This is a genomic window from Neisseria sp. HMSC074B07 (assembly GCF_001810355.1).
In the GTDB taxonomy this organism is placed as follows: domain Bacteria; phylum Pseudomonadota; class Gammaproteobacteria; order Burkholderiales; family Neisseriaceae; genus Neisseria.
Map to the genome: position 1 here is coordinate 62,441 of NZ_KV800958.1, position 21,300 is coordinate 83,740.

Below are 21,300 nucleotides of genomic sequence, written 5' to 3' on the forward strand. Positions count from 1 at the left end.
AAAAAGGTCGTCTGAAAATTTTCAGACGACCTTTGGCTATAAACGGATTTATTGGGTGCTGATAATCCGGTTGATCTGCCATTCAAGAAACGGCGTATATGCCGAGGCGCGGCGGATAATGGCTTGGTCTTCGTTATCCGGCGTGCTTGGGCGGCTTTCGGCGGTTTGGATGTTTTTGTTGTCCCATTTGTGGAATGCTTTGCTGTGTTGATGATAGAAACCGCGTTCGGTAATGATGACTTCGGGGTTGTAGCCGTAGCCGCACCATGCGGAATCGGGTTGAGGGGCGGTGAGGTTGCAGCCGGTTTGGTAGTAGCGCGATTTGGACAGACTTAAGTTGTAGAGGGTCGGCAGGATGTCTTTGTGCGAACCTGCGCGTTCGGGATGGTATTCGGCGCTGCCGCGGTAGGCTTGCGGGACGTAAAGGTAGAAGGGGACGCTGTGGCCGAGTGCGGCATCGGCGGATTCGGGATAGCCGATGGCGCGCATATTGTGGTCGCCGGTGGCGGCGATAATGGTGTCGGGCGCGATGGTTTTCACTTTGCCGATAAAGCGGCCGAGTTGGTCGTTGCTGTATCGGAAGGTGTTGAAAATTTCATTCAGCTCTTTGCCTGAGGCGAGGTTGGCAAGGCGTTTTTGCTCTTGTTCGTCCAAACGGAAGTTTTTCGCCTGATGCGGCGCGGGCAGGCGGTAGGGCGGGTGGTTGGTCACGGACATCATCATGATGAATACGGGCGTGCCGCTTTTTTCGGCGCGCGCGAGTTCTTCTTCGGCATAACGGAACATGAATTCGTCGGGTACGCCCCATGTTTCGGATTTTGCTTCGGGATAGTGAGTTTTGAGGGTGTTTTCATCGATGATTTCGTTGACGCCCAAGTGCCGCAGGAATGTGTCGAAATCGCGCCAGCCACCGTTGCCCGCAGTAATATAGACGACGCGGTAGCCGACATCGAGATAGGGTTTGAACATATTGCTGGGGAAGGTTTTGTTTTTAGCAAGGGATTGGCTGAGGTTGAGGCGCGGGCTGCGGACGAAGAAGCGGTGCAGGGTGTCGCTGGTGCCGTCTCCCTCGGAAACGAATTTGCGGTACACCCAGTCTTGCTGCCAGTGTTTGCCCAGTTCGCCCAAAAGGTCCCGTTCGGGATTGTCCATGTTTAAGAGATGCGCGCTCATGCTTTCCATGACGGTGAGAACGACGTTGGGACGGTGTTTTTCGACGGCGGCGTTTGCAGCGGTTTGGGCAAAGAGCTGCGTCAAGTCGGCGTCGGTTTTTTTATCGAGCAGAGTACTGATGAGCCGGCTGCCGTCTTCGTCGGAGACGGGATGGAAATTATTGCTGTTGCGGTATTCGTTGACTGCCCAGCTTAGGGAAGTCAGGGCATTGGGAACGAGTTTGTTGATTTGCGGTGCGGCGGAAATCTGCATGGCGGTCTGACGCAGGGGGAATTTGCCGAACGAGCCGCGTATGCCTGCGGCAAGCGCGAGGACGGGTAAGAGGACGGCGGCAATCCAAGCGGTTTTCCCCCATGAGGTCGTCTGAAAGCGGGTGCGGCGGCGGATGAGGCTGAAGATTTTGCCGAAAACGAAAGCTGCGGCAATCAAGGCGGCAAGACAGGGGATGACGGGATAGTCCGACCAGACGGTTTTCAGGACGGCGCGGGTGTCTTCGTCCGCCAGTCCGAAGACGAAGACGTCAAATTGACGGTCGTAAACGCTGTAATAGAACCAGTTGCCCAGCGCGGCGGCGAAGGCGGTCAGGAAAAGGACGGTTGCGACGGTAGGCAGGAGGCGTAGGGTAAAGGCGGCGGTTTTCTGCGTAGTCAGTCCGAACAGTCCGATCAGGAAGGGGAAGGCGGCGGCAACGGAGGCGATTTTGATGTCGAACAGCAGCCCTTTAACAAACAAAGCCGCCAAATCGCCCGCATAACGGCTGCGGATGTCGTCTGAAACGAAATGGTGCAGCATGAAGAAACGTTCGACGGAGAAAACGGCGACGATGGATGCCCATAAAATCAGGCAGATGAGGAGGGTTTTCCGATAGGCGGCAAGGCGGGTCATCATAATTGGCGGGTAAGATGGGTTGGATGTAAATTTATATCAAATTTAGTAAGGTTTAATTTTACGGTTTAGCGGTGCGGCTTTCAAGATATGGCAAAAGATTATTTGGAATGAAGGGGGCTCAGCTTGCTAAAACGGTAAAACGCACACAGTCAACACTGCACCTTATCTATAAAATTAGTGTTTTAGGCTACGGTTCGTTATAGTATTTAAATGAATGAATTAAAAAAGAAATATCAGATACTTCGTACAAATATGTTTGGATTTTATACAAGCAATTTTTATGAGTAAACTTTATTTCTATACTATCTTCTTTATCCTTAAAGGTGAAAGCACTATCAAATATAACCCATTCAATACCATTAATAAAAATTGATATTTCTTCTAATGGCTGATATTTATGATGACCATCTACTATATTTTTATATGAGAGTCAATGTGTGATTCATCATTAATCCAATAATTTCTGAATATAAAAATCTCACTAGCATCTTGTTTATGTACCGCAAAAGTTGGTAAAGGTTCATCTCCTAAAATAATAGTTTGTACACCTTCCACAGATAAAACAGATAAATAGTTATGCTGAGAACAAGCTAAAGAATAATGCTCTTCTGGTTTTAAATCTACACAGCCCTGCCATATATTGGCATCTGATTTTGGTAACATGACTAATGGGCCACCATAAGTGCTAATATTATGCGTTTTAAAAAAATTCATTAAAAAACCTTTATGTATTAAAAATTTAAATTTTATCTAGCTAAAGTTACTTCAAGCAAAAACTATATTCGAGACTTTTGTAATAATATAAGTTACATAAGTTTATGCTCAATGCCATTTCCAAAATGAAAAATTTCTCTTACTTTTCCTAATGTTGGCTCAATATCAGAAGGTTTTTATTCGATTAAAAATTTTTTAGCAAATTTTTATGTGTCAAATTTCGTTAACAGACTATTTTTGCAAAGGTCTCAGGTGATGTCTTAACAAAATTTCTGTGTTATTTCGTCTGCGTAAGAAGGGCTGCATAGCTGTATGGATATTTGGATTTATTCGTTAAGCCGATTTTGGCAGTTTTGAATGAAAAAGGTCGTCTGAAAACCTTATCTTCCGTTTTCAGACGACCTTTGATGCGATGGCTGCCGCTTACAGCACTGATTTCACAGCATTCACCACATTTTCCACGGTAAAGCCGAATTCTTTGAACAGCAGTTCGGCAGGGGCGGATTCGCCGAAGCGGTTGATGCCGACGACTGCGCCGTTCAGTCCGACGTATTTGTACCAGCCGTCGGCGTGTCCGGCTTCTACGGCGATGCGCGGCAGGCCTTCGGGCAGGATGGCGGCTTGATAGGCGGTGTCTTGGCGGTCGAATACGTTGGTGGACGGCATGGACACGACGCGCACGGCGATGTTTTGCGCGGCGAGGGCTTTTTGCGCTTCCAAAGCCAGTTCGACTTCGGAACCGGTGGCAATGATGACGGCTTGGGCGTTGCCTTGGGATTCGCTGATGACGTAGCCGCCGCGTTTGATGTCGTTCAGTTGTTGTTCGTTGCGCGCTTGGAATTTCAGGTTTTGACGGCTGAAAATCAGGCAGGACGGATGGTCTTCGGCTTTTACCGCTTCCGCCCATGCCACCAGCGATTCGGCGGTGTCGCACGGACGCCATACGTCCATGTTCGGAATCAGGCGCAGGGTGGCGGTTTGCTCGATGGGTTGGTGGGTCGGGCCGTCTTCGCCGAGGCCGATGGAATCGTGGGTGAAGACGAAGACGGGGTTGATTTTCATCAGCGCCGCCATGCGCAGGGCGTTGCGTTCGTATTCGCTGAACATCAGGAAAGTCGCGCCGAAGGGTTTCACGCCGCCATGCAGGGCAAGGCCGTTCATGATGGCACCCATGCCGAACTCGCGCACACCGTAGTGGATGTAGTTGCCGCCTTTGTCGCGGGTAACGGAGACGCTGCCCGACCAGTCGGTCAGGTTGGACGGAGTCAGGTCGGCTGAACCGCCCACCAGTTCGGGCAGCTCTTTAGCGAGGATTTCGATGCTGTTTTGGCTGGCTTTGCGGGTGGCGATGGTTTCGGCTTTGGCGCACACTTCTTTCAATGCGGCTTGAACGTATGCATCGAAATTGTCCGGCAGTTTTTTATCCATGCGGCGCACGAATTCTGCGGCTTCGGCAGGATATTTGGCTTGGTATTGCGCGAACAGCTCGTTCCATTCCTCTTCCAATTTTGCGCCTTGTTCTTTCGCGCTCCATGCGTCGTAGATTTCTTGCGGAATTTCAAAGGCGGGGTAAGCCCAGCCCAGATGTTTGCGCGTGGCTTCGATTTCGTCCGCGCCCAAAGGTGCGCCATGGGTTTTGTGGCTACCTTCTTTGTTGGCGCTGCCTTTGCCGATTAAGGTTTTGCAGCAGATGAGGGACGGTTTGCCGGTTTCTGCACGGGCGGCTTCGATGGCGGCTTGAATGGCGGCGGTGTCGTGGCCGTTTACGTTGGGAACAACGTGCCAGCCGTAGCTTTCAAAGCGTTGCGGGATGTTTTCGGTAAACCAGCCGTCCACTTTGCCGTCGATGGAAATATTGTTGTCATCATATAAAACAATCAGTTTGCCCAAGCCCAAAGTGCCGGCGAGCGAACAGGCTTCGTGCGATACGCCTTCCATCAGGCAGCCGTCGCCCATGAAGACGTAAGTGTAGTGATCGACGATGTTCAAACCGTCTTTATTAAATTCGGCGGCCAGGATTTTTTCCGCCAATGCCATACCCACCGCGTTGGCAATGCCTTGTCCCAACGGGCCGGTCGTGGTTTCCACGCCATCGGTGTAGCCGTATTCGGGGTGGCCGGGGGTTTTGCTGTGCAGTTGGCGGAAGTTTTTCAAGTCTTCAATGCTCAGGTTGTAGCCGGTCAGGTGCAGCAGGCTGTACAACAGCATGGACGCGTGGCCGTTGGAGAGGATGAAGCGGTCGCGGTTGTAGAATTTGGGGTTGGCAGGGTTGTGACGCAGGAATTTCGTCCACAATACTTCCGCCATTTCCGCCATACCCATGGGTGCGCCGGGGTGGCCGGAATTTGCTTTTTGAACGGCATCGGCCGAGAGGAAACGGATTGCGTTTGCCAGTTGAGACATTTTGTACCTTCCTTGCTGTATTGGTTTGAAACGGTAACGGTAAAGAAAATCCCGTTGATTATCGCCCGATTCGGGCAGGCTTTCAAGGATGCGGGCGTCTTTCAGACGACCTTTCCGCCTATCGGAAGGACAACTTCAAACCGGTACGGCATCGGTTTCGCGTTGTCCTGTTTTAAAAGTTGTCCGCATAAGGGGTCGTCTGAAACAGGCAAAGCAGATGAGATTAACTGTTATTCCGTTTTGAAACAGTAGTTTATAAATTTTTATCAGAGATATAGCGATTCGCTATAAGCATAGCGTCATCGGTTATATGCAACTGCTTGAATATCGCCGATTTCGGACTCGGACAACAGAAAAATCAAAACGGGTGGCATATAAAAGCCAAGTAGGGCTTTTTGCTTTGGTCAAGTTCAAATGATATGATTCCGACGCATATAAAAGGTCGTCTGAAAAACCAATCAAACCAGTAATCAGAATAAAAGACCTGCGCGCAAACACACGAAGGAACACTGAAAAATGTCAACAGAAAACCAAGCCGAAAACGCTGTGTCAGAAGAAAAAAACGCTGCCTCGAAAGAGCAGTCCGAGAAACCGGCAAAAACCGCTCCTCCCAAACCCTCAAAACCCAAATCCAGCGTCATCCAAATCCATCCCGAAGGCGAACGCATCCATCCGAAAAAAGCGGAAGGGCGGTTCGCCAAATTGCGTATAGCCGCCGTATTGGCGACGCAGTTTGTGTTTTATGTGATTCCGTGGTTCAACTGGAGCGACCGTCAGGCGGTACTCTTCAATATTCCGGACCGGCATTTCTTCATTTTCGGGCTGTCGTTGGGTATGGGCGACTTGATTTACCTTGCCCTGCTGCTGATGATTTGCGCCTTCGGGCTGTTTTGGTGGACGACGATTGCCGGACGCTTGTGGTGCGGTTATTCCTGCCCACAGACGGTTTACACCGAAATCATGCTGTGGATCGACAACTTGGTCGAAGGCGACCGCAACAAACGCCTGAAGCTGGAAAAATCGCCGTGGAATTTCACTAAAATCCGCATTAAAGCAACTAAAGCCCTGCTGATTTTCCTTGTCTGCGCGTGGACAGGCATTACCTTTGCGGGCTGGTTTGTCCCGATCCGCCAGTTCGTTCCCGATTTGTTTGCCGGAGCGGCGGGCGGCGGCGCGATGCTTGCCGCAGCGTTTTACGGCTTCATGACCTTCTTCTTTGCCCACGTTATGCGTGAGAAAGTGTGCCTGCATATGTGTCCGTATGCACGCTTCCAAAGCGCGATGTTCGACAAAGACACGCTGATTATTTCTTACGATACCGAACGCGGCGAACCGCGCGGCGCGCGCAAGAAAACCGCCAACAAAGAAGACAGCGGATTGGGCGACTGCATCAACTGCACCATGTGCGTACAGGTCTGTCCCGTCGGTATCGATATCCGCGACGGTTTGCAGTATCAATGTATCGGCTGTGCGGCGTGTATTGATGCCTGCGACGAAATCATGGATAAAATGGGTTATCCGCGCGGACTGATACGCTATACGACCGAAGGCGCGTTGGAACACGAATATCCTGAAAGCGACATCAAAAAACGCTTGAAACGTCCGCGTGTGGCGGGATACGGCGCTGTTTTGCTGGTGGTTATTATTGCTTTCTTGGTCGGACTTTCCACACGCAAAATGGTCGAAGTCGATATTTTGAAAGACCGCGGCGTGATGGTGCGCGAAAACAGCAAAGGTTGGCTGGAAAACGCATATAACCTGCGCATTATCAACAATAGTGAAAACGAACAAGTGATGACTGCGGCAGTCAAAGGCTTTGAAGAAATTGCCCTAACCGGATTGCCGGAAGGCGGCGTGAAAATCGCACCGCGCCAAACGTTGACCATTCCGGTCCAAGTTTCCACCATTCCCGAATACGCCGACAAGGGCAGCCATCCGATTGAGTTTACCTTCACTTATCGCGAAACCGGCAAAGCAGATGGCAAACCCACTATCTTGGAAGAAGAAGCAACCTTTATCGGAGAATAAAACGTGTCCGAGCAAAAACAAGTCAAACCTTGGTACAAACACATTTGGCCGTGGGTGTTGATGGCGGGGCCTATTTTCGTCGTGATTGCCAGTGTCGCCATGTTCTTCGTCGCCAAAGAACATGCAACCGATTTGGTAACGGACGACTATTACAAAGACGGCAAACATATCGACATCCAGCTTCACCGCGATGAAGAGGCAGTGAAGCGGCATATGCAGGTGCAAGTGCTGATCAGTCCAGATAAGGATGCGGCCAAAGTGTTTGTCAGCGGGGAATTCGATCCCAAACAGCCTTTGAATCTCCTTTTGATGCACCCGACTAAAAAATCGGAAGACCAAACCGTCAAACTGCACCCCGTCAGTGCGGAAATCCAAAACGGTCGTATGGAGTATGAAGCGACTTTCAAACCCCTGCCGCCGACCAACCACTGGTATCTGCGCGTGGAAGACACTTCAGGCGTTTGGCGGGTGGAGGATAAATGGATAGTCAGTCAAGGTAATGCAATCAATCTGACCCCTATGAACAAATTGTTTGAGAATGCCAATCAGAAGCCGAAAGATTCAGGACAATAGTTTGACAGGCTCAAAAGGTCGTCTGAAAAATTTCAGACGACCTTCATGTTGTAAGGTTTGTGATGATGTTGGTGCAAATATAGTGGATTAACTTTAAACCAGTACGGCGTTGCCTCGCCTTGGCTCAAAGAGACATTCTCTAAGGTGCTGAAGCACCAAGTGAATCGGTTTCTGTACTGTCTGTACTGTCTTGCGGTTTCATCGCCTTGTCCTGATTTAGTTAAGCCACTATAGTAGCGGACAGGGTAGTATCGGTCGTGAACATAGCTGAATGACTGATAAGGCAGGATAACTGTTTTCAGACGACCCGGGTCGTCATGAAAGTAACAAGGACAAGGTATGAGCAAACGCTGGCGTAGGCTGACGGACAACGAAATCAAAATGGCAAAGCTGATTTTTGCCGACAGCATTGATTACGCCCGCGTCAAAATCTATCAAGGCATTCCTTGCCTGCCGACCATGCAGGTTGCCGTTTCTCCCAACGGGAACATCTATTTCCCGCGCAATAACTGTCCTGACGACTTTGCCCTCGCTTCCGAGTCCCATCAAATATGGATGATTCATGAATTGACCCATGTTTGGCAATACCAGCAAGGATTTAAAACCTGGTTGGGCGGATTGTTTTTGTTCGTCAGCGGAGGCTACCGCCGCCGCCGCGCCTATCTCTATCCCAAGCTGTCCGATATTTGTCATTTCGGTATGCTGAATATGGAGCAGCAGGCGGATTTATTGGCGCATTATTACGCGTCGTGTTATCTAAAAGGCAACATATACAACGCCCAAAATCAAACCTTTCAAAGCGTTTTAAAGTCATTTATTGACGACCCGTGCCAAAAAGAATGGCTGCCTCAATGCAGGTTTTATCGAAAAAACAAACGGACTTGAAGGCTTTTGCTGTCTGAAAGATGGTGAAAACATATGCTTTCAGACAGACAAGTCCGTTATAATAGGCAAATTAACTATCATAACCACATCAAAGGTAAATCATGCCTTGGAACATACCGATTTTTCTGACTTGGATGCGCGTTTTGCTGATTCCGGTCTTTACTTTGCTGTTTTTCCTGCCAAAAGGGTGGATTGCACCGGAAACCGTTAATTGGACTGCCGCTATCATTTTCGCACTCGCAGCCGTAACCGATTGGTTTGACGGATTCTTAGCAAGGCTTTGGAAGCAAACCTCCGATTTCGGCGCCTTCCTCGATCCCGTTGCGGATAAATTGATGGTAGCGACCGCATTATTGCTGCTGGTCAGCCTTGGCCGTACTTATGTTATTTTCGCCATTATCATCATCGGCAGGGAAATCACCATTTCCGCTTTGAGGGAATGGATGGCGCAAATGGGCAGACGCAGCAGCGTTGCCGTTGCCACGATCGGCAAATTTAAAACCGCCGCGCAAATGGTTGCTATATTTTTATTGCTCTTAGCCTCCAATCGATTTGACAATATTTTTTACCTGACAGGTAACATATTGATGTTTATCGCATCTGTATTAACCCTCTGGTCAATGTTCTATTATCTGAAAATGGCGTGGCAGGAAATCAAATAAAAAATAAAACAAACCCCTTGACGACAAGTTTTAAATCCATAATAATTGCGTCTTCTTCAGAAACAGCAGCAAGAAACAGACATTCGGCGGGAATAGCTCAGTTGGTAGAGCGCAACCTTGCCAAGGTTGAGGTCGCGAGTTCGAGACTCGTTTCCCGCTCCACAGTTTAATTTTCAGATGTGCCCCATGCGGGAATAGCTCAGTTGGTAGAGCGCAACCTTGCCAAGGTTGAGGTCGCGAGTTCGAGACTCGTTTCCCGCTCCATCGTTCGGCACATTTGGCTATGCGGGAATAGCTCAGTTGGTAGAGCGCAACCTTGCCAAGGTTGAGGTCGCGAGTTCGAGACTCGTTTCCCGCTCCAGTTTGAACACTACCTGGTAGTTTGTTTGGCGAGATAGCAAAGTGGTAATGCAGCGGATTGCAAATCCGTGGACGCCGGTTCGATTCCGACTCTCGCCTCCACTCATTTCATGGCGGGGTGGCAGAGGGTTTATGCTATAAGGGGTGCAACCCTTATATAGGCCGGTTCAAATCCGTGCCCCCGCCTCCAAATTTCAATATAAAACAGTCTGCGCCCGGGTGGTGAAATAGGTAGACACAACGGACTTAAAATCCGTCGGCCCTAAACCGGCCGTGCCGGTTCGATTCCGGCTCCGGGCACCAATAAATCTATGAGTTTATTGAATAATCTACGACTCTAAATTACCAAAAGACAGCTTATAATTCAGGCTGTCTTTTTGCTTTGTGCCCAATTTGTGTCCAACTTGCGATCTTTACACAATGTAATTGCATGAAATCAAATACCTAAGGAAAAGCCCTGAAAACCGGATAAGTTTTCAGGGCTTAATTTTATATTCTACACTTGTTTACACGCTAAAGGCTTGAAAAATAAAATGTAGTTTTAAGTAATAACTGTTCTCATTGATGTAAGTCAAAAAAACATTGGGTATGCGTTCACATCTTCGCCAATCGTTACACTTCATAGAGCTAAAGTGCTATTCTGCAAAGGTAAATTTCTTCTACCTATAAATTCTATCTGACAAATTAGGAGCTTGATATGTCAACCGATGTACAGCAACGCCCTGCCGCTTGGGAAGGTTTTGTCGGCGGTAATTGGGAAACCAATGTCGACGTACGCGATTTTATTCAGAAAAACTACACGCCTTATGAAGGCGATGCATCTTTCCTCGCGCCTGCGACTGAGGCGACGACCAAACTGTGGGCGGAAGTGATGGAAGGCATCAAAGTCGAAAACCGCACGCACGAACCCTACAAAATCGATGCGCAAGTAGTGTCCGGCATTACCAGCCATGCACCGGGCTATATCGATAAAGATTTGGAAACCATCGTCGGCCTGCAAACAGACGAGCCTCTGAAACGCTCGATCATGCCGTTCGGCGGTTTGAAAATGGTACAAGACGCGTGCAAAGTGTACAACGTCGAGTTGAACCCCGAAGTCAGCGAAATCTTTACCAAATACCGCAAAACCCATAACCAAGGCGTGTTTGACGTTTATACGCCCGACATCCGCCGTTGCCGCAAATCCGGTGTGATCACCGGCTTGCCGGATGCTTACGGTCGTGGTCGCATCATCGGCGACTACCGTCGCGTAGCATTGTACGGTATCGACTTCTTGATGAAAGACAAACTCAACCAGTTCAACTCGCTGCAAGCCGATTTGGAAAACGGCGTGGATTTGGAAGAAGTTATCCGCCGCCGCGAAGAAATCAACGAACAATACAAAGCTTTGGGTCAAATGAAAGAAATGGCGGCCTCTTACGGCTACGACATTTCCGGTCCTGCGAAAAATGCGCAAGAAGCCATCCAATGGACTTACTTCGGCTACCTTGCCGCCGTTAAATCGCAAAACGGCGCCGCCATGTCGTTCGGTCGCGTGTCTTCATTCTTGGACATCTACATCGAGCGCGACCTGAAAAACGGCGTAATTACCGAAACCCAAGCGCAAGAATTTATCGACCATTTGGTGATGAAACTGCGTATGGTCCGTTTCCTGCGTACACCCGAATACGACCAACTCTTCTCCGGCGACCCGATTTGGGCAACCGAATCCATCGGCGGTATGGGTTTGGACGGCCGCACGCTGGTAACCCGCACCAACTTCCGCGTGCTGCACACCCTGTACAACATGGGTCCGTCTCCCGAACCGAACATCACCGTATTGTGGTCCGAACAACTGCCGCAAGGCTTTAAAGAATTTTGCGCCAAAGTGTCCATCGACACCTCGTCCATCCAATATGAAAACGACGATTTGATGCGTCCGGACTTCAACAGCGACGACTACGCCATTGCCTGCTGCGTCAGCCCGATGGTGGTCGGCAAACAAATGCAGTTCTTCGGCGCACGCGCCAACTTGGCGAAAACCCTGCTGTACGCAATCAACGGCGGCGTGGACGAAAAATCCAAAGACCAAGTTGGTCCGAAAACCGAACCGATTATGGACGAAGTCTTGGACTACGACACTGTCTTTGCGTGCATGGACAAATTCATGGATTGGTTGGCAACCCAATACGTTACCGCGCTGAACATCATCCATTACATGCACGACAAATACAGCTACGAAGCCGCGTTGATGGCGCTGCACGACCGCGACGTGAAACGCACTATGGCCTGCGGTATCGCCGGTTTGTCTGTGGCCGCCGACTCACTGTCCGCCATCAAATACGCCAAAGTCAAACCGATTCGTGATGAAAACGGTATTGCCGTCGACTTTGAAATCGAAGGCGAATATCCGCAGTTTGGTAACAACGACGACCGCGTGGACGATATTGCCTGCGATTTGGTGGAACGCTTCATGAAAAAAGTGGCGACCCACAAAACTTACCGCAACGCAACGCCGACCCAGTCCGTGTTGACCATTACCTCCAACGTCGTATACGGCAAAAAAACCGGCAATACGCCGGACGGCCGTCGCGCAGGTGCACCGTTCGGTCCGGGTGCCAACCCGATGCATGGCCGCGATGTCAACGGCGCCGTCGCTTCGCTGACTTCTGTAGCGAAACTGCCGTTCGAGTTTGCCAAAGACGGTATTTCCTACACCTTCTCCATCGTGCCGGGTGCATTAGGTAAAGACGAAAATTCCCGCGAACGCAACCTCGCAGGCCTGATGGACGGTTACTTCCACCACGAAGAAGGAGAAGTGGAAGGCGGTCAACACCTGAACGTCAACGTATTGACCCGCGAAACGCTGGAAGACGCGATGAACAATCCGGACAAATATCCGCAACTGACCATCCGCGTGTCCGGTTACGCCGTACGCTTCAACTCGCTGACCCGCGAACAGCAGCTTGACGTGATTACCCGCACCTTTACACAAACCATGTAAAGCAAAGGGTTTGCAGTAAACCAAGCCGGGGGACGGATTATCCGGAACCCGGCTTGATTTTGCCTGAAGCAATGGTTTGATAATATCAAAATCCAGTGGATTAACTTTAAATCAAGACGACCGAAAACAGTACAATAGAGCTATCACTAAAACGCGTTTACCTATTCCAAAACAGCCCATAAACTTCCCACAACAGGGAACGCAATGCCCGCTTATTAATCCAATAAGAAGAACCCTCTGCAACACAAAAACAAGTTTTCAGACGACCCCAATATCCGGTACATCAGACACCATGCAGACATCCATCGCCATCAACCCAGAAACACCCGCACCCGCCAAAGGCCTCGGACACCGCCATTACAACGGCAAAGGCATCGTCCATTCCGTAGAATCCTGCGGCGCGGTGGACGGTCCCGGATTGCGCTACGTCCTCTTCCTGCAAGGCTGCCTCATGCGCTGCCTCTACTGCCACAACCGCGACACATGGGACTTGCACACCGAACAAGCCCAAGAAATGACCGTGCCCGAAGTCATGAAGCAAGTCATGTCCTACCGCCACTACCTGCGCGCCACAGGCGGCGGCGTTACCGCCACAGGCGGCGAACCGCTCCTGCAATACGAATTCGTGCGCGACTGGTTCACCGCCTGCCGCGAACACGACATCCACACCTGCCTCGACAGCAACGGCTACGCCCTGCATTACGATTCCATCCTCGACGACCTGCTCGACCATACCAACCTCGTCATGCTCGATTTAAAACAAATCGACCCCGAAATCCACAAAGTCCTCGTCGGCATCCCCAACACCAAAACCCTCAAATTTGCCCACTACCTCGCCGAACGCAAACAGCCCGCACGCGTCCGCTACGTCGTCGTCCCAGGCTATACCGACGACGACCGTTCCGCCCACCTGCTCGGCGAATTTATCGCCGATATGGACAATATCGAAATGGTCGAACTCCTTCCTTATCACGAACTGGGCGTGCACAAATGGGCATTGTGCGGCGACACCTACAAACTCACCGGCGTACATCCGCCTCCCAAAGAAACCATCCTCAAAATCAAATCGATTTTGGAAAGCTACGGCAAAAACATTATTTATTGAGTTCCAATCCAAAAAGGTCGTCTGAAAATGAAATATTCGCTTTCAGACGACCTTTTCGCCGTTCATCCCATTTGTTGCAGCCCATTGCATCAATCAGTTACCATATAAATCTATTGTCATTTTAAACCTTCAGTCGCAATCTTTGGGCTACGTTGAGACAACGCGGTACGGGTTCAAACTTGGGCTGTTAGACCATTCTTAATCTTTAAAAATTAACTTAGAAAAGAGCAGTATGATGAAAAAGTTTTTATCTGTGTTTTTACTTTTTATACCCTTGTCAGCCTATTCAGGGACATATCGAGTAAACAAAACAGGTCTATTGCTTCAGACAAAGCATTTGAAAAATGGAAATATACAGTTTGATATATATAACCCGCGGAATTCAGGGAAAAATTCTTTGGTGCAGGGCGTGGCAAAATTAAAATCAGGGGATTCGGAAATTAATACAGATGAAGAAACGGGTGTGGGTTATGATGTAGATGAATATATTCATGATAAAAATCAATGCTTCATATCGATACGCCTAGATGTAGAAAAAGGTAAGAAAGGCTCGTTAAAGACCTCATGTCCGAAACAAAATGAATTAAGACATCTTAATCTTCCAATTTTGAAAATTAAGTAGGCGTAACCAGTGGCAGGGTTGAAACCCACCATTTAAAAAGGTCGTCTGAAAACCTGAAAACCCTGTTTCAGGTTTTCAGACGACCTTTCGTCTTTATTTTTCGTTTTGTTTGTACCAGTTGATGAATTCGTCCGGTTTGGCGAAGCCGAGCAAGGGGTCGCTGCGGCGGCCATCGGCGTGGATGGCGAATATGCCCGGCGGGCCGTAGATTCCGTATTCTTTGTAGAGTGCCTGATGTTCGGGCGTGTTGGCGGTTACGTCGATTTGGAAGAAGCGGTCCATATCGACGGCTTCATGCACTTGCGGCTGGTTGAGCGTGTAGTTTGCCATTTCTTTGCAGGAAATACACCAGTCGGCGTAGAAATCCAAAACGACGGGTTTGTCGGGGTTGGCTTTCAATGCGGCGTCCATGGCGGCTTTGAGTTCGGCGACGTCGGTGAACATTTTGCCGTGGTCGGTGGTTTTGCCTGCTTCGGACGGGGGAGAGAGCGTCAGGAAGTGGTGCAGGGCGGTGGTTTGTTTGTTTGCGCTTTGCCAGCCGAACCATGCGCCGCCGATGATGAGCAGGAAGCCTAAAACGGAGGAGGCGGTTTTCAGACGACCTTTTTGTTTGCCGGATTTAACCAGCAACATGACGGCAGGGACGATCATGAGCAGGGTGTAAAGCGCGACAACGAGGTAGTAGGGCAGGTGCGGTGTGGCGAGATAGACGGCTACGGCAAGCAGGATGAAGCCGAAGGCGTATTTGATGCCGTTCATCCAGTCGCCTGCTTTGGGCAGGACGTGGCCGCCGAATGTGCCGATGAGGATCAGTGGAACGCCGGTGCCGAGTGCCAAGACATACAACGCCAGTCCGCCCAAAACGGCATCGCCGGTTTGTCCGATATAGCCCAAGGCGAATCCGAGCGGTGGGGCGACGCAGGGGCCGACGATCAGCGCGGAGAGTATGCCCATGACGAAGACGGAGAAGATTTTGCCGCCGGAGAGTTTGCTGCTTTGGTTTTGGAAATAGGATTGGACGGCGTTGGGCAGTTGGATGTTGAAGAGTCCGAACATGGAAAGCGCGAGGACGACCATCAGGCCTGCGGCGGCAAGGACGACCCATGCCTGTTGCAGCCATACGGTCAGTAGCGCACCCGTCAGGCCTGCGATGACGCCGACCAGCGTGTAGGTCAGTGCCAAACCTTGCACATACGCTACGGACAGCGCGAAGGCGCGGCCTTTGCCGGCGGTTTTATCGCCGACGATGATGCTGGAAACAATCGGCAAAAGCGGATACATACAGGCGGTAAAGCTCAAGAATACCCCTGCGGTAAAAAACGCCAACAGGTTGGCGTTTAATGTGTCCCACGATAATTTGAAGCGGCTGCTGTCGTCGTTTTGCGAGGCTTTAGGCGTGGCGGCGGGGGATGGTTTGGCGGAATCGGGTTGCAGGAAGCGGTCTTTGGCGGATATGGGTCCGTCGCTTTGCGGCTGGTACAGGCCGTTGCCATTAATCTCGAAAGACGTGTCCACGGGCGGGTAACATACGCCGGCTTCGGCACAACCTTGATAAGTCAGCGTCAGCTTGTAGGTCGGCGCGGATTTTTTGTAAGGCCAGTTGACCTGAGCAGCGCGGTGGAACACGGTTTGTTTGCCAAAAAACTCATCTTCTTTGGCTTCGCCTTTGCTGAAAACCGGTTCGCCCAATACGCCTTCAGGCGCAGTGGCGGCGACGATTTTCGATTGGTACATATAGTAGCCGTCGGCGATTTTGAATTCGACGTTGATGCCTTTGTCGGTAACGTTCACTTGCGGCACAAACGCTTTTTCAGGCGGCAGCAAATCGTCGGCATTCACAGCAAACGCGCTGGAACACAGGGCAAAAAAGGCGGTAAAGAAGTAAAGGAGTTTTTTCATGGCGTCTTCTCGGTGGAAGGGTTGAACAGGCGCATTATAAACGCAGCAGCCGTTTATAGGCCTTAATTTATATTAAAAGCAGCGATTGTTTTTTATAGTGGATTAACTTTAAACCAGTACGGCGTTGCCTCGCCTTGGCTCAAAGAGACATTCTCTAAGGTGCTGAAGCACCAAGTGAATCGGTTTCTGTACTGTCTGTACTGTCTTGCGGTTTCATCGCCTTGTCCTGATTTAGTTAAGCCACTATAGTCGTTGCGAGGGGGGATTATCGGACTGCTTGATAGATGATGCCCGTCGGATTGTCTCTTTTTCATAGTCGATTGGAACGGGAAAGGTCGTCTGAAAACTGATTTTCCGGTTTTCAGACGACCTTTTCGATTTTTTGCTTGTTTAAGGATAAGCAATATAAGCGTAAGCCGAGTGGTTGTGTATCGATTCGAAGTTTTCGCTTTCGATGATGAAGCTTTCGATGCGTCCGTCCGCAATCAGCGCAGTGGCTACGTCGCGCACCATGTCTTCCACGAATTTCGGGTTTTCATAGGCTTTTTCGGTAACGTATTTTTCGTCGGGGCGTTTGAGCAGGCCGTAAAGCTGGCAGCTTGCCTGCGCTTCCACGCAGTCGATGATTTCCTCGATACCGACTTCGGCGTTGGCGGTCAGGCTGACGGTAACGTGTGAACGTTGGTTGTGCGCGCCGTATTGGGAAATTTCTTTGGAACACGGACACAAAGAGGTTACGGGCACCATGACTTTCAAATTATGGCTGTATGCGCCGTTTTTGATTTCGCCCGTCAGGGTAACGTCGTAGTCCAGCAGGGATTGGATGCCGGAAACAGGTGCGGATTTTTTGCGGAAGAAGGGGAAGGAAACGCTGATTTTGCCGGAATGAGAGTTTAAAAGGGCAACCATTTCGGCAGTCAGTTTGTGCAGCCTGTCGAAATCCAAAGCCTCGGTTTGTTGCTCCATCAACGCCACGAAGCGCGACATATGCGTGCCTTTTTGGTCGGCGGGCAGAAAAACCGTCATGGTCAGGCGGGCGACGGTGGATTGGCTGCCTTCGGCGGTATTTAAAGTAATCGGAAAGCGCAGGTCTTTAATACCGACCTGGTTAATCGGCAGATTGCGTAAATCTCGGCTGGATTGCACGTCTGCAATGGCGTTCATGCGTTGTTTGTCCTTAATTGTCGGATTGTTGGGGTGTGTGTCGTTTGGAAACGGATTCATGCCGTCCGTTTTGCAAATGCGAGATTATATCACTTGCAAACCGTGTCCGCATTGATTGTTTCTATTTTTCGGATAGTGATAAAATCCTGAATTATTCATATCTTTATAAGGTTGAACCGAGATGAAATTCGCCACCAAAGCCATCCATTCCAGCTACGATTGCGACGAACACAACCGCGCGCTGATGCCGCCGATTTATCAGAACAGTATGTTCGCGCTGCACGAAATCGGCGAGCAGGTTCCCTACCGCTATTCGCGCCTGAGCAATCCGACCCGTCAGGTTTTGGAAGACACGGTTGCCGATTTGGAACGCGGGGCGGCGGGTTTTGCCTTTTCCAGCGGCATGGCGGGCATTGATGCCGTGTGGCGTACCTTCCTGCGTCCGGGCGATACCATCGTTGCCGTCGCCGATATTTACGGCGGCGCGTATGACTTGCTGGTTGACGTATATAAAGCGTGGGGCGTAAACGTCGTCTTTGCCGATTTGGGCAACCCCGACCGCTTGGACGAACTGCTTGCCGCGCACAAGGTGAAACTGGTTTGGCTGGAGACCCCGTCCAATCCGCTTTTGAGATTGGTAGACATCAAAGCGCTTGCCGCCAAAGCCCACGCCGCCGGCGCATTAGTCGGTATCGACAACACCTTCGCCACGCCGTATCTGCAACAGCCGTTGGAAATGGGCTGCGACATCGTGTTCCACTCCGCCACCAAATACCTTTGCGGACACTCCGACGTATTGATGGGCATCGTCGCTGTCAAAACCAAAGAACTGGCGAAACCGCTGCACGACATGATGGTGCATACCGGCGCGATTGCCGGCCCGATGGACTGCTGGCTGGTGTTGCGCGGCATCAAAACGCTCGCCTTGCGCATGGAGGCGCACTGTAAAAACGCGCTCGACATCGCCCGCCGCCTCGAAGTCCATCCCGCCGTAGAAAAAGTGTTCTATCCCGGCCTGCCGTCGCACGAACATTACGAACTGGCGAAAACTCAAATGCCCAAAGGCATAGGCGGCGTGGTAACGGTTTACCTCAAAAACGACACGCGCGAAGCGGCAAACAGCGTGATTAAAAACATGAAACTGGTCAAAATGGCGTCCAGCCTCGGCGGCGTCGAAAGTCTGGTCAACCATTGCTATTCCCAGTCCCACAGCGGCGTGCCGCATGATGTGAAAATGGAGATGGGCATCAAAGTCGGCTTGCTGCGCTTCTCCATCGGCATTGAAGACGCGGACGATATTTGGAACGATATTTCCAAGGCTTTGGATTCAACGTTGTAAAGATAAATAGGTCGTCTGAAAAGTGCGTAGCGGGTTTCGCTGAAGCGGTTTCAGACGACCTTTTAGCTGACCTCACGTTAGAAAGGCAAAATCATGAAAACCCTGATCTCCACCCTTATGACCGCAATCATTCTGACCGCCTGTACTTCGCCTGCTGAAAAACCGCAGCCGTCCCAACCTGTCACGTCGTCTGAAAAACCATCCGAACTGCGTCAAGCGTCAACGCCGGCTTTGGCAGCGAAATGGTTTGTGGTTTCTTTCGACAAATTCACCGAAAAAGATTTGGCGGGCAGAACAGCTTTTTTGGATTTGAGCAAAATGCCCAAGGCTCATGGCAAGATGGGTTGCAATCATTTGACGCTTCAAGCGCAGGAAGCCGGAGCGGGCAAAATTGATTTTGGTCCGATTGCCACGACGATGATGCTGTGTGAAGACATGAAGCTGGAAGAGGCTTTCTTGAACATGAAAAGCGTGTGGAACTATCGTTTTGACGGCAATGATTTGATTTTGGAGCAAAACGGCAAAACCATGCGCCTGCGCCGTCAGCCGTAAATTTTGAGTTTTATAGTGGATTAACTTTAAACCGGTACGGCGTTGCCTCGCCTTGGCTCAAAGAGACATTCTCTAAGGTGCTGAAGCACCAAGTGAATCGGTTTCTGTACTGTCTGTACTGTCTTGCGGTTTCATCGCCTTGTCCTGATTTAGTTAAGCCACTATAGTTCGGCTTAAAGGTCGTCTGAAAACCGGACAATCAGGTTTTCAGACGACCTTTCGTCAAGCGAACGGGTATAATACCTTCCGTTTCCCATCCCGCACACACAAGGATCCCCATTATGGCAGCCTCGCCCGAAGCCAAGTTTACCGAAGAAAAAGTCTTGTGGATTAAACACCATACGCCCAAGCTGATGACTTTTGCCATCAGCCGCCCCGAATCCTACCGCTTCTCGGCGGGGCAGTTTTCGCGGCTCGGGTTTCGCGACGGCGAAGGCTTTATCTGGCGCGCGTATTCCGTCGTGTCCGCCGAATACGCCGACACGCTTGAATATTTTGCCGTTTTGATCGAAGGCGGCCCCATGTCTGCGCGGTTCGCCGCCATGAAAGAGGGCGACACCATACTGCTCGACAAAACCGCTACGGGCTTCCTCCTGCCCGAACGCTTTCCCGACGGCAAGGATTTGGTCATGCTCTCCACCGGTTCGGGCATCGCGCCTTTTCTTTCCATCATCGAGCAGCCCGAAATCTGGCAGCGTTTCGACCGCTTGATTTTGGCGCACTCGGTTTCTTTCGCCGGCGAATTGATTTTCAGACGACGTGTTGAAGCATTGAAAGACCATCCGCTGATTGGCGAATATTTCCACAAATTCCGCTTCGTCCCCATTACCACGCGCGAGGAAACCGAAGGCGCGTTGAGCGGCAAGCGCATTCCCGAGCTGCTGAAAAACGGCAGCCTCGAAGCATACGCAGGATTCAAGTTCACCAAAGCAGACACGCGCTTTATGGTCTGCGGTAATCCCGCCATGGTCAAAGACACGTTCCAAGCATTGATGGACTTGGGCTTCGCCATGCACCGCAACCGCATCCCGGGCGAAATCATGATGGAAAACGGGTTTTGAGCCTGATGATCCGGTAAGGTCTTAATATAGTGGATTAACTTTAAACCAGTACGGCGTTGCCTCGCCTTGTCGTACTATCTGTACTGTCTGCGGCTTCGTCGCCTTGTCCTGATTTAGTGTTAATCCACTATAGTAAGCAAAAGAGGTCGTCTGAAAAACGGTTTGCCGTTTCAGACGACCTTTTGTTTGAATGGTTTTTCAGCCGTCGATATGGGGCGCGGCTGCTTATTCTTCACGCGGTTCTTCTAAATAATCATCCGCCTGTTGTTCGCGGGATTTCTTTTCTTTGTCCTTCTTTTTGTCCTTGTCGGGAATGGCGGCATTGATTAACGCGCCTGTGCCTTTGACAGCGATTTTACCTGCGGTCATGACGGTGGTGGCGGCCAGATTGACGGCGCTGGTGACGATACAGCCGCTGAGTGCCAAACTGAGGAACACAGGAAGAAGAAGGGATTTTATGTTCATCAATGTTCGCATCCGCATTGATGGTCGTGGTGTCCGCCGCTGCATCCGGAAGCCGCTTCGTGCCAGCTTTCGTCGTCGCCGTCGAATTCTTCCATTTCGTCGAATTCGCCGTTTTTAACCAGCGCGACAAGTTCTTCGAGGCTTTGCGCCCCTTCGACCCAAAAGCAGGGGATATCAGGCGGCGTATCGGGAGCGAGCAAGGCGGCGGTTTGATCATGCCACGCAATCCAATAGCCGTTTTCGGTGTGGACGAATTGGGCATCGGGATGAATGGTTTCTCCGGTCGTTCCGACCAGCATTCTTTCGGCAATGTCGGCTTGGTAGGGTTGAATCTGCATGATGGGTTCCTGTGAACAAAATCAGCTTTTATTGTAACGGAAAATCCATGGCGGATTATAGTGGATTAACTTTAAACCAGTACGGC

At 50.5% G+C, this 21,300-nt stretch carries 17 protein-coding genes, 6 tRNA genes and 1 pseudogene; 16 read left to right on the forward strand and 8 right to left on the reverse strand.

What is annotated here, in order from left to right; all coding sequences use genetic code 11:
- Positions 1-48: 48 nt before the first annotated feature.
- From HMPREF2726_RS09095 to tkt, 3 genes are all read right to left on the reverse strand, one after another.
- Positions 49-2,061, reverse strand: a complete 2,013-nt coding sequence (locus HMPREF2726_RS09095; RefSeq protein WP_070603086.1) for an LTA synthase family protein — start codon at positions 2,059-2,061, stop codon at positions 49-51.
- Between the two features lie 411 nt (positions 2,062-2,472).
- A complete protein-coding gene (locus HMPREF2726_RS14445; protein ID WP_009311557.1) occupies positions 2,473-2,775 on the reverse strand; it encodes an Imm21 family immunity protein in 303 nt (100 codons plus the stop codon).
- A gap of 423 nt (positions 2,776-3,198) precedes the next feature.
- On the reverse strand, positions 3,199-5,178 hold the full coding sequence (tkt, locus tag HMPREF2726_RS09100; protein ID WP_070603088.1) for a transketolase: 1,980 nt from the start codon (positions 5,176-5,178) through the stop codon (positions 3,199-3,201).
- A gap of 516 nt (positions 5,179-5,694) precedes the next feature.
- On the opposite strand from tkt, the gene ccoG reads away from it, so the two are divergent.
- The 13 genes from ccoG to HMPREF2726_RS09160 all read left to right on the forward strand — a co-directional run bounded on the left by ccoG (position 5,695) and on the right by HMPREF2726_RS09160 (position 14,396).
- Complete coding sequence (gene ccoG, locus HMPREF2726_RS09105; RefSeq protein WP_009311555.1) at positions 5,695-7,206, forward strand: cytochrome c oxidase accessory protein CcoG; 1,512 nt, start codon at positions 5,695-5,697, stop codon at positions 7,204-7,206.
- A gap of 3 nt (positions 7,207-7,209) precedes the next feature.
- On the forward strand, positions 7,210-7,779 hold the full coding sequence (locus HMPREF2726_RS09110) for a FixH family protein (RefSeq protein ID WP_003744335.1): 570 nt from the start codon (positions 7,210-7,212) through the stop codon (positions 7,777-7,779).
- Positions 7,780-8,118: 339 nt separating this feature from the next.
- Positions 8,119-8,664: a type IV secretion protein Rhs gene (locus tag HMPREF2726_RS09115; protein WP_070603090.1), complete on the forward strand. Its 546-nt coding sequence runs from the start codon at positions 8,119-8,121 to the stop codon at positions 8,662-8,664.
- A gap of 101 nt (positions 8,665-8,765) precedes the next feature.
- Positions 8,766-9,326 carry a CDP-diacylglycerol--glycerol-3-phosphate 3-phosphatidyltransferase gene (gene pgsA / locus HMPREF2726_RS09120; RefSeq protein WP_003744331.1) on the forward strand — a complete coding sequence of 187 codons (561 nt, stop codon included), beginning with the start codon at positions 8,766-8,768 and terminating at the stop codon, positions 9,324-9,326.
- Positions 9,327-9,412: 86 nt separating this feature from the next.
- Positions 9,413-9,488, forward strand: a tRNA-Gly gene (locus tag HMPREF2726_RS09125).
- A gap of 26 nt (positions 9,489-9,514) precedes the next feature.
- Positions 9,515-9,590, forward strand: a tRNA-Gly gene (locus HMPREF2726_RS09130).
- 21 nt (positions 9,591-9,611) lie between these two features.
- Positions 9,612-9,687: transfer RNA gene (locus HMPREF2726_RS09135), tRNA-Gly, on the forward strand.
- A gap of 27 nt (positions 9,688-9,714) precedes the next feature.
- A tRNA-Cys gene (locus tag HMPREF2726_RS09140) sits at positions 9,715-9,788 on the forward strand.
- A gap of 10 nt (positions 9,789-9,798) precedes the next feature.
- A tRNA-Cys gene (locus tag HMPREF2726_RS14160) sits at positions 9,799-9,876 on the forward strand.
- Between the two features lie 23 nt (positions 9,877-9,899).
- Positions 9,900-9,989: transfer RNA gene (locus HMPREF2726_RS09145), tRNA-Leu, on the forward strand.
- Between the two features lie 394 nt (positions 9,990-10,383).
- Positions 10,384-12,669, forward strand: coding sequence for a formate C-acetyltransferase (gene pflB, locus HMPREF2726_RS09150; protein WP_070603091.1), 2,286 nt, complete (start codon positions 10,384-10,386; stop codon positions 12,667-12,669).
- 292 nt (positions 12,670-12,961) lie between these two features.
- Complete coding sequence (gene pflA / locus HMPREF2726_RS09155) at positions 12,962-13,774, forward strand: pyruvate formate lyase 1-activating protein (protein ID WP_070603093.1); 813 nt, start codon at positions 12,962-12,964, stop codon at positions 13,772-13,774.
- A gap of 232 nt (positions 13,775-14,006) precedes the next feature.
- Positions 14,007-14,396, forward strand: a complete 390-nt coding sequence (locus HMPREF2726_RS09160; RefSeq protein WP_036529069.1) for a hypothetical protein — start codon at positions 14,007-14,009, stop codon at positions 14,394-14,396.
- Between the two features lie 93 nt (positions 14,397-14,489).
- Here HMPREF2726_RS09160 and dsbD read toward each other — a convergent pair whose 3' ends face one another.
- Positions 14,490-16,295, reverse strand: coding sequence for a protein-disulfide reductase DsbD (gene dsbD / locus HMPREF2726_RS09165; protein ID WP_009311548.1), 1,806 nt, complete (start codon positions 16,293-16,295; stop codon positions 14,490-14,492).
- 390 nt (positions 16,296-16,685) lie between these two features.
- Complete coding sequence (gene folE2 / locus HMPREF2726_RS09170) at positions 16,686-17,459, reverse strand: GTP cyclohydrolase FolE2 (RefSeq protein ID WP_009311546.1); 774 nt, start codon at positions 17,457-17,459, stop codon at positions 16,686-16,688.
- Between the two features lie 181 nt (positions 17,460-17,640).
- On the opposite strand from folE2, the gene HMPREF2726_RS09175 reads away from it, so the two are divergent.
- The 3 genes from HMPREF2726_RS09175 to HMPREF2726_RS09185 all read left to right on the forward strand — a co-directional run bounded on the left by HMPREF2726_RS09175 (position 17,641) and on the right by HMPREF2726_RS09185 (position 20,411).
- Positions 17,641-18,798, forward strand: coding sequence for a trans-sulfuration enzyme family protein (locus HMPREF2726_RS09175; RefSeq protein ID WP_070603095.1), 1,158 nt, complete (start codon positions 17,641-17,643; stop codon positions 18,796-18,798).
- A 93-nt stretch (positions 18,799-18,891) separates the two neighbouring features.
- Positions 18,892-19,350, forward strand: a complete 459-nt coding sequence (locus tag HMPREF2726_RS09180; protein ID WP_070603097.1) for an META domain-containing protein — start codon at positions 18,892-18,894, stop codon at positions 19,348-19,350.
- Between the two features lie 281 nt (positions 19,351-19,631).
- Positions 19,632-20,411 carry a ferredoxin--NADP reductase gene (locus HMPREF2726_RS09185; RefSeq protein WP_070603099.1) on the forward strand — a complete coding sequence of 260 codons (780 nt, stop codon included), beginning with the start codon at positions 19,632-19,634 and terminating at the stop codon, positions 20,409-20,411.
- Positions 20,412-20,435: 24 nt separating this feature from the next.
- On the opposite strand, the pseudogene HMPREF2726_RS14450 reads toward HMPREF2726_RS09185, so the two are convergent.
- From HMPREF2726_RS14450 to HMPREF2726_RS09195, 3 genes and pseudogenes are all read right to left on the reverse strand, one after another.
- Positions 20,436-20,543: pseudogene (locus HMPREF2726_RS14450) on the reverse strand (IS5/IS1182 family transposase); the annotation flags it as partial.
- A gap of 93 nt (positions 20,544-20,636) precedes the next feature.
- Positions 20,637-20,876, reverse strand: coding sequence for an NF038104 family lipoprotein (locus HMPREF2726_RS09190; protein ID WP_036490815.1), 240 nt, complete (start codon positions 20,874-20,876; stop codon positions 20,637-20,639).
- Positions 20,876-21,214, reverse strand: a complete 339-nt coding sequence (locus HMPREF2726_RS09195; RefSeq protein ID WP_070603101.1) for a general secretion pathway protein GspG — start codon at positions 21,212-21,214, stop codon at positions 20,876-20,878. The genes HMPREF2726_RS09190 and HMPREF2726_RS09195 overlap by 1 nt, the downstream gene beginning before the upstream one ends.
- Positions 21,215-21,300: the final 86 nt, after the last annotated feature.